This is a genomic window from Klebsiella sp. A52 (assembly GCF_018388785.1).
GTDB classification, from domain to species: Bacteria; Pseudomonadota; Gammaproteobacteria; order Enterobacterales; family Enterobacteriaceae; genus Klebsiella; species Klebsiella aerogenes.
Map to the genome: position 1 here is coordinate 4,418,261 of NZ_CP074437.1, position 12,226 is coordinate 4,430,486.

The following is a 12,226-nucleotide window of genomic DNA, read 5'->3' on the forward strand; positions in this document are numbered from 1 at the left end:
CTTATTCTCAGAGATGCGAGACGGGCAGAACCGCCCCGGGTTGCAGGTAATGTTCCCAGCGCAGAAGGCGCTCGGTGAGCAGCAGTTCGCGATTGACGCCGACCACGCTCAGCAACTGTTCGCGACAGGCGCTCACATCGCGCGTGATAGCCTCAAGACGTGTGCCCGAAAGTGTTTGCGCCAGCTGGTTGACCAGCGTCCAGGCATCCGGATTACTCAGAAGCGAAATGCCCTGCTGCCTTTTTTGCGCATCCAACAGCAGCGATGCCAGCCAGTGCAGGCGCACCGGAGCCTGTTCGTGATTCAGAACCGGTAATAATGACAGCCAGTCGCCGCTGGTTAACGCGCTCGCTAGCGCCTGGCAGAGCTGTTGTCGCGGCGCCCAGTTGGCTTCTTGCAGTAACGCCAGCGCTGCCGCGGGAGCGTTAGCGCTGAGGCGCAGCGCTGCCAGTAAAGCATCTTGTGACATTGTCACTTCGCGCTCTAACCACCCTAATGCCCAGGCTTCAGAAGGCGGAGCAAGGTGATATGAGAAGCACCGGCTACGCAAGGTGGCGAGTAGACGCGCCGGCTCCTGACAGGCCAGGAAAAACCAGGTGTTTTCCGGCGGCTCTTCCAGCGTCTTCAGCAAAGCATTCGCGGCAGCATCGGTTAACAACGTCGCATCGTTGATCCACACCACCTTCGCGCCGCCAAGACGCGCGCGCTCATAGAGTTTTTCAGTGATGCCGCGCACCGCATCGATGCCTAGCGCGCTCTTGCCTTTCTCCGGGACAAGCGTGTAGTAATCAGGATGGGTGCCGGCCTGCATAAGCTGACAGCTATGGCAATGGCCGCAGCTTTTATGCCCCTCCGGCTGGCGGCACATCAGGAATCGGCATAATGCGTAGATAAGCGCATCGCCCCCCATTCCCGGCAACGCCTGCAGTAATAACGCATGGTGACCCCGTCCTGCCTGATAACCAGCGACTAGCTGCTCGAAGGACGGGCGTAACCACGGATACCATTTCATGCGCGCTGCTCCGCAACCCATTGCGTGACAACCGCGCGAATGTCGCGCTCAACCGCTTCCAGCGGCTGCGTCGCATCCACGGTGCGGATAGTCGGATCCTGCGCCGCCAGCTCAAGGTAGCGCGCGCGGGTACGATTAAAGAAATTCATCGACTCCTGCTCGATACGATCCAGATCGCCGCGCGCTCGCGCGCGCTTGAGGCCGACCTCCGGCGTCACGTCAAGGTAGAGCGTTAAATCAGGGCGGAAATCGCCGAGCACCGCATCGCGTAGCGTCGCCAGCATTCGCTGATCGATACCGCGTCCGCCGCCCTGGTAGGCCTGAGTTGAGAGATCGTGACGGTCGCCAATGACCCATTGACCGCGGGCCAGCGCCGGCTTGATAACGGTTTCGACCAGCTGTACGCGGGCAGCGTAAAACATCAGCACTTCCGCTTTATCGTTAATGACTTCATCGCCGGTAGACTGGATATCCAGCACCAGGCTGCGCAGTTTTTCAGCCAGGATGGTACCGCCCGGTTCACGGGTAAACACCATATCGCGGATACCCAGCTGTTCGAGTGTCTCAACGACCAGATTGCGTGCGGTCGTTTTCCCCGCCCCTTCCAGGCCTTCGATGACGATATAGTTACTGCGCATTTTTTTCCTTAAGTACTTTTAAATAGTCCTGAACCGAACGGTTATGGCTGGCCAGATTGGTATTGAACGTATGGCCGCCTTTTCCGTCGGCAACAAAATAGAGGTACGGCGTTTTCGCCGGATGCGCGGCCGCATTGAGAGACGCTTCGCCCGGCACGGCGATTGGCCCTGGCGGCATACCGCTAATCACATAGGTGTTATAAGCGGTCGGCGTCTCCAGATCTTTACGCGACAGTTTACCATTATAGCGCTCTCCCATGCCGTAAATTACGGTAGGGTCGGTCTGCAAACGCATGCCAATGCGTAGACGGTTGATAAAGACCGACGCCACGCGATCGCGCTCGGCAGGAACCGCGGTCTCTTTCTCAACGATAGAGGCCATGGTCAGTAACTGGTTTTGATCTTTATACGGCAGATTATCCGCCCGCCCTTCCCAGGCTTTCGCTACCGCAGCGACCATTTTCTGGTGCGCGCGTTTAAGAATGGCGATATCGCTGGTATTGGCGGTGTACATCCAGGTATCCGGCCATAACCAACCTTCAACCCAATCGGCGTGCTCAAGACCCAGCGCTTTGGCCACCGTTTCGTAACTGTCGTCTTCTAAAGTGTGCTTCACATACGGCGCATCGCGCAGCTGACGCAAATAGTCGCTAACGCGCATCCCTTCAACAAACCGTAGCGGGAACTGCGCTTCTTTACCGCTCGCTAAAAGCTGCAGCATCTCGCGCACCGTCATTCGCGGTGTGAAGCGATAGGTACCCGCTTTGAAATGAGAAAGTTCAGGTTCGACGCGCAGCAGCCACTGGAATACGCGTGGACGATTAATGATTTTATCGCCATACAGCTGCTGACCAAGCACCACTCGCCCGGTTCCTGGCTCAAGGGTGAAGATGGTCTCTTCTTTAATAAGCAACTTACTATCTGCCAGTTGGCGGACTTTCCACATACCTGCCGCTGCGGCAATACCGAACACCACGACTAACAGCAGGACAAAACGTAACATTTTCTTCATGACTAACCAGGCAGCTCACACAATGGGGCTAAAAAATGGTAAAGATCGCGTTCAGACCAACAGACGTCATCCCAACGACAAACCGGTACCAGCGGCATAAGCGCATTGCAAATCAGCACTTCATCGGCATCGCGCAGTACATCAGGGCGCATGGATACTTCGACAACATCAAAAGAAGAACGTGCCAACATAGCCATACAGTGCTGGCGCATAATGCCATTAACGCCCGCCTGATCGAGGCGCGGCGTGAACACCTGGCTTCCTTTACGCCAGAACACATTCGCGGCACAGCATTCCGTAAGCCACCCGTCGCTGTCAAGAACCAGCGCCTCATCGGCGTCCGTCTGCTCAAGATGAGAACGAATTAAGACTTGTTCGAGGCGATTAAGATGTTTGAGCCCCGCCAGCGAAGGATTGCGCCCCAGGCGGATCGGGCTTAACGCCAGAGTTATTCCCTCTTCTCGCCAACGCGCATAATGCGCGGGGAAAGACGACACACTCATCATGCGGGTAGGTTGAATGCATCCGCTCGCGCTATATCCCCGACCTCCTGAACCACGCGTAATGATCACCTTGAGGACGCCTTCACGATGCGACTTTGCGAGTTCTTGCATCTCTGCGGCCAGCATTTGCCACGCAGTAAAAGGAATAAAGAGTTTTTCGCACGTATCCTGCAAACGGGCCAAATGGGCATTGAAGAAGGCTATCTGACCGTTGATGATTCGTGAGGTGGTAAAACAGCCATCACCGAATTGAATAGCACGGTCGTTAGCTGCCAGTACACTCTGCTCGACACCATTTATCAAGAACATAGGGGGCTCCTCTCACCGATGGCACAGTGTCTCAGGATAAAAAGCAGAGAACAAGCGGAGAAAACCGAATAAAAAAAGACCCGCCAGGCGGGTCTTTTCGTCAACGCTGAACCAGCATTAGCGGTTGATCATACTTTTTTGAAGATAATCGAACCGTTAGTACCGCCAAAGCCGAAGGAGTTACACAGGGTGTATTCCATACCGGAAACCTGACGCGCTTCATGAGGAACGAAGTCGAGGTCGCAACCTTCATCCGGGTTATCCAGGTTGATGGTCGGCGGAACCGCCTGATCGCGCAGCGCCAGAATAGAGTAGATAGACTCTACTGCGCCAGCCGCGCCTAACAGGTGGCCGGTCATTGATTTGGTGGAGCTCACCATCACGCGGCTTGCCGCATCGCCAAACACGGATTTCACCGCCTGGGCTTCTGCTTTATCACCGGCTGGCGTCGAAGTACCGTGGGCGTTGACATAGCCAATCTGGCCCGGTTCAATCGCCGCATCGCGAATGGCGTTAACCATCGCCAGCGCAGCGCCAGCGCCATCTTCCGGTGGAGACGTCATATGGTACGCATCGCTGCTCATACCAAAACCGACGATCTCAGCGTAGATTTTCGCGCCGCGTTTTTTCGCATGCTCGTACTCTTCCAGCACGACCATACCAGCACCGTCGCCCAGCACAAAGCCATCACGCTCTTTATCCCACGGACGGCTTGCCGCCTGCGGGTTATCATTGCGGGTAGACAGCGCGCGCGCAGCGCCAAAGCCGCCTACGCCCAGCGGCGTACTCGCCTTCTCTGCACCACCGGCAACCATCGCGTCGGCATCGCCGTAAGCGATAATACGCGCCGCGTGGCCGATGTTATGTACGCCTGAAGTACACGCGGTCGCGATGGAGATACTCGGTCCACGCAGACCAAACATGATGGTCAGATGACCGGCCACCATGTTAACAATTGTGGACGGTACGAAGAACGGGCTGATCTTCCGCGGTCCGCCATTTACCAGCGAACTGTGGTTCTCTTCGATCAAGCCGAGGCCACCAATACCGGAACCGATAGCGGCGCCGATGCGGGTTGCGTTTTCTTCCGTCACTTCAAGGCCAGAATCCTGCATGGCCTGAACGCCAGCGACAATTCCATATTGAATGAAGGCATCCATCTTGCGCTGTTCTTTGCGCGAGATGATATCATCACAGTTAAAATCCTTTACTAAGCCAGCAAATTTCGTTGCATAGGCGCTAGTATCGAAATGGTCGATCAGGCTGATGCCACTCTGACCGGCAAGGAGAGCTTTCCAGGTAGACTCTACGGTATTGCCGACAGGAGACAACATGCCCAGTCCGGTCACAACTACACGACGCTTAGACACGGTTGTCCTCCAGGGAGGGAAAATAGATTCTTGTGGGACAAAAAAAGATAAAACTCAGGCGGTCGAATGACCGCCTGGAGATGTTCACTTACGCCTGGTGGCCGTTGATGTAATCAATGGCAGCCTGAACGGTGGTGATTTTCTCAGCTTCTTCGTCCGGAATCTCAGTATCAAACTCTTCTTCCAGAGCCATTACCAGCTCAACGGTGTCAAGAGAATCAGCGCCCAGGTCTTCAACGAAGGAAGCATTGTTGGTAACTTCTTCCTGCTTAACGCCCAGCTGTTCGCCGATAATTTTCTTAACGCGTTCTTCGATAGTGCTCATACTCTTAAATTTCCTATCAAAACTCGCTTTCGCGATGGTTTTCGTAGTGTATAAAATGTTGAAAAATTTGCAACTAAATCCCGGCAGGTCTTACCACGATTTTACGCTATTTTGCGGCTGTTTGCCCTAATAACGCAAATGATTTCGCACAAAACAGTACCCGCAAGCGTGCAGACTGCGCGCTTCCTGAACATTTTGCGCAAATCTCGGTCAGACCATATACATCCCGCCATTGACGTGCAGGGTTTCACCAGTGATGTAACCCGCTTCGTCAGAGGCTAAGAATGCAACCGCGCTGGCGATTTCATTTGGGGAGCCAAGGCGCCCCGCAGGAACTGCAGCCAGCGTACCCGCACGCTGCTCATCGGTCAGCGCACGCGTCATGTCCGTTTCAATAAAGCCCGGAGCAACAACGTTTACAGTAATACCGCGAGACGCAACTTCACGTGCCAGTGACTTACTGAAACCAATCAGACCCGCTTTCGCCGCAGCGTAGTTAGCCTGACCAGCATTTCCCATGGTACCAACCACAGAACCGATAGTGATAATACGTCCATGACGCTTTTTCATCATAGCGCGCATTACCGCTTTTGACAGACGGAATACAGATGACAGGTTGGTTTCGATAATATCGTTCCACTCATCATCTTTCATTCGCATTAACAGGTTATCACGAGTAATCCCGGCATTATTGACCAGGATGTCAACTTCGCCAAACTCTGCGCGAACATTTTCCAGAACAGATTCAATAGATGCCGGGTCGGTCACATTCAACATCAGACCTTTACCGTTGGCGCCTAAATAGTCGCTGATCGCCTGCGCACCGCTTTCGCTGGTGGCAGTACCGATAACTTTCGCGCCGCGCGCGGCGAGGGTTTCAGCGATTGCACGGCCGATACCGCGGCTTGCACCGGTAACCAGCGCGATTTTTCCTTCAAAACTCATGGTATTCCTCTTTTATTGCTCAAGCGCCGCAGACATCGCAGCCGGCTCGTTGAGCGCAGAAGCAGTCAGGGTGTCAACAATACGTTTGGTCAGGCCGGTGAGGACTTTACCCGGACCCATTTCATACAGGTGCTCGACGCCCTGAGATGCCATAAACTCAACGGTCTTAGTCCACTGAACCGGGCTGTACAGCTGACGAATCAGCGCATCGCGGATAGCATCCGGCGCGGTTTCACACTTCACGTCGACGTTATTCACGACCGGAATCGTCGGCGCGTTAAAAGTGATTTTCTGCAGTTCAACCGCCAGTTTTTCTGCGGCAGGTTTCATCAGCGCGCAGTGGGACGGTACGCTGACCGGCAGCGGCAACGCGCGTTTGGCGCCTGCGGCTTTACACGCGGCGCCTGCACGTTCAACGGCTTCTTTGTGCCCGGCGATAACCACCTGGCCCGGAGAATTGTAGTTCACCGGCGAAACCACCTGCCCTTGCGCAGATTCCTCACAGGCTTTCGCAATGGACGCATCGTCGAGACCAATAATTGCAGACATCGCGCCGGTGCCTTCCGGTACCGCTTCCTGCATGAATTTACCACGCAGTTCAACCAGACGAACGGCATCAGCGAAATTGATAACGCCTGCGCAGACCAGCGCAGAGTATTCGCCAAGGCTATGACCGGCTAACAGCGCCGGCGCTTTACCGCCCTGCTGCTGCCATACGCGATATAACGCGACGGAGGCGGTCAGCAGCGCCGGTTGCGTTTGCCAGGTTTTATTCAGTTCTTCTGCCGGGCCCTGTTGGGCAAGCGCCCACAGATCGTAACCCAACGCTGCGGAAGCTTCGCCGAAGGTCTCTTCAATCACAGGCCAGGTCGCGGCCATATCTGCCAGCATACCGACAGCCTGAGAGCCCTGTCCGGGGAACACAAAAGCAAATTGCGTCATGTTTAAATCCTTATACTAAAAACGAACCAGCGCGGAACCCCAGGTGAAACCACCACCGAAGGCTTCCAGCAGAATCAACTGGCCGCGTTGAATACGGCCATCGCGCACGGCTTCGTCGAGCGCGCAAGGAACCGAAGCGGCAGAGGTATTACCGTGACGATCGAGCGTGACCACCACGTTATCCATCGACATCCCCAGCTTTTTCGCCGTCGCGCTGATGATACGCAGGTTAGCCTGGTGCGGGACCAGCCAATCCAGCGCCGAGCGCTCAAGGTTGTTGGCCGCCAGCGTCTCGTCAACGATATGCGCCAGTTCGGTGACCGCGACTTTAAACACTTCGTTGCCGGCCATCGTCAGATAAATCGGGTTTTCCGGCTCAACGCGATCGGCATTCGGCAGCGTTAACAGGTCGCCGTAGCGGCCATCGGCGTGCAGATGCGTAGAGATAATGCCCGGCTCTTCGGAAGCGCCAAGCACCACCGCGCCCGCGCCGTCGCCGAAGATAATGATCGTGCCGCGATCGGTTGGATCGCAGGTACGCGCCAGCACATCAGCACCGATCACCAGCGCATAATCGACGGCGCCGTTTTTCACGTACTGATCGGCGATGCTCAAGGCATAGGTAAAGCCCGCGCAGGCGGCTGCGACGTCAAACGCCGGGCACCCTTTTACCCCCAGCATAGATTGAATCTGGCACGCAGAGCTCGGGAAGGCATGCGTGCCCGAGGTGGTCGCAACAACGATCAGACCAATTTGCTCCGGGTTGACATTCGCCATTTCCAGCGCTTTCTTTGCGGCTTCGAAGCCCATCGTAGCAACTGTTTCGTTCGCTGCGGCAATACGGCGTTCACGAATACCTGTACGCGTGACAATCCACTCGTCAGTCGTTTCAACCATTTTTTCCAGGTCGGCGTTAGTACGCACTTGCTCAGGCAGGTAGCTGCCGGTGCCAATAATCTTTGTATACATGTACGCTCAGTCACTCTTGGGTAATATACCCGCGTTGTTAAAACCGCAGGGCGTCAGTCGTATCCGTTGGTCCCGGTGTGCTGTCGGGCATTCCCGTTACCGCTGCTGCTCCCTGGCAGTTCAAAACCTGCTGGGTATAACGATTCCAGGCGAGCGGCGATCCGCTGTGGAACTTGCCGCTGCACCGCCTGCACTGCCTGCTCTATTGCGACGCAAAATGCGCGCTGGTTGGCAGCGCCATGACTTTTGATCACAGAACCGCGCAATCCTAACAGACAGGCGCCATTATACTGGTCGGGGTTGAGGTGACTGAATCGCCTGCTTAGGCTTTTTTGTAACCAACGCTTTAATAAAATCAGCCACCACGACCTTTTTTTTCCCTCTCCCTGTGATTTCAGCAGCGAAAGGAACATTCTGACAACACCTTCCATCGTCTTTAATGTGACGTTGCCGGTGAATCCATCACAAACCAGAACATCCGTTTTCCCCGTCAGCAACTCGTTAGCTTCAAGGTAACCAATATAGTTGAACGACGGCAGCTTTTTGAGAATCGCCGACGCATCACGGATGCTGTTGAGGCCTTTCATCTCTTCTTCGCCGATATTCAACAGCGCAATGCGCGGATTTTTAATCCCCACGACTTCTTCGGCTAACACCGCGCCCATCACCGCGAACTGCACCAGCATGGTGCTATCGCAATCGACGTTGGCGCCTAAATCCAGCACCACCGTTTTGCCCTTTTGCTGATGCGGCAGTACCGTCACCAGCGCCGGGCGCTCAATCCCCTCAATGGGCTTGAGCAATAATTTCGCGAGCCCCATCAGCGCGCCGGTATTTCCCGCGCTAACGCAGGCTTCGGCTCGGCCCTCTTTTACCAGCTCCAGCGCCAGGCGCATCGAGCTTCCGCGACTACTGCGGATAGCCTGTGCGGGTCGCGCATCACTGGCAATAACTGACTGTGCAGGAATAATCTGCAATCGCGAACGTTGTTCGAAATCAGCTTTGGCAAGTAATGGCGTGATGGCGTCGGGGTCGCCGACTAGAAGAAGAGTGAGTTGCGAATTAGAGTTCAGTGCCTGCAGTGCTGCAGGCACTGTCACGGATGGGCCAAAATCGCCCCCCATGACATCTAACGCCAGGGTTAGACGTGTCAAGGTCTCGTCGCTGCCCGGTTCGGTTATTCCCCAGTTACCCGGGGAGATCCTCACTAAGCTTCACCACGCTTTTACTCTTGTCTTTCACGTTGCAAGGACGTTAGGTACGTTTTCTTGCAACGTGAAATCCACGGAGTAAGGCGTGATTACTTAGCGATTACCTTGCGACCGCGGTAGAAACCGTCGGCAGTGATGTGGTGACGCAGGTGTTTCTCACCAGAAGTTTTGTCTACAGACAGGCTGGTGACTGCGGTCAGAGCGTCATGGGAACGACGCATGCCACGTTTGGAACGGGTTGGTTTATTCTGTTGTACGGCCATGGACCTTACTCCTCAATTACTTATGCTTTAAGCTGGCTAATACGGCAAATGGGTTTGGTTTTTGTGCCTCTTCAGGCAGTTCGCCAAAGACCATGTCCGCGTCGGACACTTCACAGTGTTCAGAATCATGCACCGGAACTACCGGCAAGGAAAGAATGATTTCATCCTCAACCATCGCCTGCAGATCGATTTCACCGAATTCGTTAACCTCAATCGGCTCATACGCTTCCGGTAGTGCTTCTGCCTGTTCGTCATTTCTGACAGGGCTGAAACAATACGTTGTGTGGACATGATGAGGGAACGGTTTCCCGCAACGCTGACATTCGAGGGTTACCGACACCTTCGCATCACCGGTAATAACGGCGAGACGCTGGTTATCGATAGCGAACGACATGCTGCATTCCACATCACTGTCCACGCTGACGACTGAATCGGCGACACGGCCAACCTGATCACGGGCGTAGATACCCTCGTAATCAAGGCGTTTTTGAGCCGTGCGAACCGGATCGAGAGTCAGGGGTAATTTTACCTTTTGCATAGGGCGCGCATATTAACTTTGTAATGTCATAGAGTCAAAGAAAAAGGCAGCCTCAGGTTGCCTTTTGCCATTTATTCGCACACATTGCGGCGCATAGTTTAAAATGATGCTCTGCGAAGCGCTATATGTGGATGAAAAAATATGTCTAATCTTCTCCTGGCCTCAACCTCGCCGTGGCGGCGAATGCTGCTGGAAAAACTCTCGCTGCCATTCGAATGCGCGGCGCCAGAGGTTAACGAAACGCCTCTGCCCGGCGAATCCGCCCGCCAGTTGGTTACGCGTCTGGCGCAAGCCAAAGCCCAGGCGCTGGCATCCCGCTTCCCTCAACACCTTATTATAGGTTCCGATCAGGTTTGTGTCTTAGACGGCGACATCACCGGTAAACCGCACACTGAAGAAAATGCCTACCGTCAGCTACGCAAGGCCAGCGGCACGATTGTCACTTTTTATACTGGTCTTGCGCTCTATAATTCGGCCAACGGACACCTGCAAACGGAATGCGAACCTTTCGACGTCCATTTTCGTCATTTGAGCGATCAGGAGATCGAGGCCTATATCCGTAAAGAGAACCCTCTGCAGTGTGCCGGCAGTTTTAAAAGCGAAGGCTTAGGCATCACGCTATTTGAACGACTGGAAGGACGCGACCCTAATTCGCTGGTGGGGCTACCGCTGATCGCGCTATGCCAGATGTTGCGCCGGGAGGGCTTTAACCCCCTGCTTAGCTAGCCATTAAAGAAAGCGGCGGAGTATGAATCCGCCGCTGTGGTTATTTGCTATTGCGCAAAACCTGTAAGCAGTGCTTCAGTTGATTATCCAACGGCGCTTCAATACGCATCACTTCACCGGTGCCTGGATGAGTGAACTTCAGCGCTGCGGCATGCAAAAACAGGCGGTTTAAGCCCGTCCCTGAAAGCTGCTTGTCAAACTCGCGATCGCCATAGCGATCGTCAAAAGCGATGGGATGTCCCGCATACTGAGTGTGAACGCGAATCTGGTGCGTACGCCCGGTAACCGGGCTACAGCGCACCAGGGTGGCAAACGCGTAACGCTCTTCCACTTTAAAGCGCGTTTCGGACGGCTTACCTTCCTGACTCACGCGCACGATGCGCTCGCCGCTCTGCAGGATATTTTTCAGCAGCGGCGCTTGTACCGCCTTGGTGTGCGACTGCCACTGACCGCGGACCAGCGCCAGATAATCCTTCTGCATCCCTTTCTCACGCAGCTGCTCGTGAAGCGAGCGAAGCGCCGAGCGTTTTTTTGCTACCAACAGAACGCCGGAGGTATCCCGGTCAAGACGGTGAACCAGCTCCAGGAAGCGGGCCTCGGGGCGTAGCGCCCGCAGCCCTTCAATCACGCCGAAGCTCAGACCGCTGCCGCCGTGTACCGCGGTGCCGGAAGGCTTGTTGAGCACCAGGATATGATCGTCTTCATAGAGGATCACATCCGACAACGCCGCCACCTTTTGTAGATGCGGCGAAACGGCCTCTTCTTCGCGCTCGGCGACCCGCACCGGCGGGATACGCACTTCATCGCCGTCTTCCAGTTTATATTCCGGCTTGACGCGCTTTTTGTTCACCCGCACCTCGCCTTTACGCAGGATGCGATAAATCATGCTCTTCGGTACGCCCTTAAGTTGCGTACGCAAAAAGTTGTCGATACGTTGCCCCGCTTCATCGGCGGAAATGGCAACCATTTTTACGGTTGGAGTCTCAGTTTTCATGGTCGGCGATTCTAAATAGCCGAGGGCATTAGCGCCACTCATTTTTATATGCTTATATTTATCAGTATCCGGATTTCATCGCATGCTTCATCGGCGTTTTGTTTGTTATTAGAACAATCTGTAGACGCTGGTGAAAAAACTGTGAGTAACCCGGTGATAAAAGGTAAAAGTGAACTTGCTATAACAAGGTTAGCAATGGAATAATGAAGCCGTTTTCCGTGTTGACACTTGTTAGAACAAGAAATTAGCGGAATGACCAATTTTGTCTGACCGATCATCCACGCAGCAATGGCGTAAGACGTATTGATCTTTCAGACAGTTAGCGGGCTGCGGGTTGCAGTCCTTACCGGCACAGGCTCTATAAGATTTTTGCGTGGCAGGACGGCGACGACTCCGGGACTACCGGGAGTTCATCTGAATCCTCCGATTGAGGTGAACAGGTTAAGCCATTACCCCTGCGACGTGAGAG

The 12,226-nt window shown here is 54.6% G+C and carries 14 protein-coding genes; 1 reads left to right on the forward strand and 13 read right to left on the reverse strand.

Annotation, left to right across the window (positions count from 1 at the left end; all coding sequences use genetic code 11):
- Positions 1-7 precede the first annotated feature (7 nt).
- The 12 genes from holB to yceD all read right to left on the reverse strand — a co-directional run bounded on the left by holB (position 8) and on the right by yceD (position 10,037).
- Positions 8-1,012 carry a DNA polymerase III subunit delta' gene (gene holB, locus KGA69_RS20920; protein ID WP_045393690.1) on the reverse strand — a complete coding sequence of 335 codons (1,005 nt, stop codon included), beginning with the start codon at positions 1,010-1,012 and terminating at the stop codon, positions 8-10.
- Positions 1,009-1,650 carry a dTMP kinase gene (gene tmk, locus KGA69_RS20925; RefSeq protein ID WP_045393687.1) on the reverse strand — a complete coding sequence of 214 codons (642 nt, stop codon included), beginning with the start codon at positions 1,648-1,650 and terminating at the stop codon, positions 1,009-1,011. Before tmk ends, holB begins: the two co-directional genes overlap by 4 nt.
- Entirely contained in the window at positions 1,640-2,662 is a 1,023-nt protein-coding gene (gene yceG, locus KGA69_RS20930) for a cell division protein YceG (RefSeq protein ID WP_045393684.1), read from the reverse strand. Before yceG ends, tmk begins: the two co-directional genes overlap by 11 nt.
- A gap of 2 nt (positions 2,663-2,664) precedes the next feature.
- Positions 2,665-3,474, reverse strand: coding sequence for an aminodeoxychorismate lyase (pabC, locus tag KGA69_RS20935; RefSeq protein WP_045393682.1), 810 nt, complete (start codon positions 3,472-3,474; stop codon positions 2,665-2,667).
- Positions 3,475-3,602: 128 nt separating this feature from the next.
- Entirely contained in the window at positions 3,603-4,844 is a 1,242-nt protein-coding gene (fabF, locus tag KGA69_RS20940) for a beta-ketoacyl-ACP synthase II (RefSeq protein WP_015705037.1), read from the reverse strand.
- A gap of 88 nt (positions 4,845-4,932) precedes the next feature.
- A complete protein-coding gene (gene acpP, locus KGA69_RS20945) occupies positions 4,933-5,169 on the reverse strand; it encodes an acyl carrier protein (RefSeq protein ID WP_000103754.1) in 237 nt (78 codons plus the stop codon).
- Between the two features lie 210 nt (positions 5,170-5,379).
- The gene (gene fabG, locus KGA69_RS20950) at positions 5,380-6,114 is read right to left on the reverse strand and encodes a 3-oxoacyl-ACP reductase FabG (protein WP_015367190.1); all 735 of its coding nucleotides are present in this window, start codon (positions 6,112-6,114) and stop codon (positions 5,380-5,382) included.
- A gap of 12 nt (positions 6,115-6,126) precedes the next feature.
- Positions 6,127-7,056 carry an ACP S-malonyltransferase gene (gene fabD, locus KGA69_RS20955; RefSeq protein ID WP_015367191.1) on the reverse strand — a complete coding sequence of 310 codons (930 nt, stop codon included), beginning with the start codon at positions 7,054-7,056 and terminating at the stop codon, positions 6,127-6,129.
- Between the two features lie 15 nt (positions 7,057-7,071).
- Positions 7,072-8,025: a beta-ketoacyl-ACP synthase III gene (locus KGA69_RS20960; RefSeq protein WP_045393676.1), complete on the reverse strand. Its 954-nt coding sequence runs from the start codon at positions 8,023-8,025 to the stop codon at positions 7,072-7,074.
- A gap of 53 nt (positions 8,026-8,078) precedes the next feature.
- Positions 8,079-9,179, reverse strand: coding sequence for a phosphate acyltransferase PlsX (gene plsX / locus KGA69_RS20965; protein WP_088389843.1), 1,101 nt, complete (start codon positions 9,177-9,179; stop codon positions 8,079-8,081).
- Positions 9,180-9,325: 146 nt separating this feature from the next.
- Positions 9,326-9,499, reverse strand: coding sequence for a 50S ribosomal protein L32 (rpmF, locus tag KGA69_RS20970; protein ID WP_000290724.1), 174 nt, complete (start codon positions 9,497-9,499; stop codon positions 9,326-9,328).
- 16 nt (positions 9,500-9,515) lie between these two features.
- Entirely contained in the window at positions 9,516-10,037 is a 522-nt protein-coding gene (yceD, locus tag KGA69_RS20975; RefSeq protein WP_015705036.1) for a 23S rRNA accumulation protein YceD, read from the reverse strand.
- 141 nt (positions 10,038-10,178) lie between these two features.
- Between yceD and KGA69_RS20980 the strand changes: the two genes are divergently transcribed.
- Positions 10,179-10,763 carry a Maf family protein gene (locus tag KGA69_RS20980; protein WP_047046888.1) on the forward strand — a complete coding sequence of 195 codons (585 nt, stop codon included), beginning with the start codon at positions 10,179-10,181 and terminating at the stop codon, positions 10,761-10,763.
- 40 nt (positions 10,764-10,803) lie between these two features.
- On the opposite strand, the gene rluC is transcribed toward KGA69_RS20980, so the two are convergent.
- Positions 10,804-11,757: a 23S rRNA pseudouridine(955/2504/2580) synthase RluC gene (gene rluC / locus KGA69_RS20985; RefSeq protein WP_072251500.1), complete on the reverse strand. Its 954-nt coding sequence runs from the start codon at positions 11,755-11,757 to the stop codon at positions 10,804-10,806.
- Between the last annotated feature and the right edge of the window lie 469 nt (positions 11,758-12,226).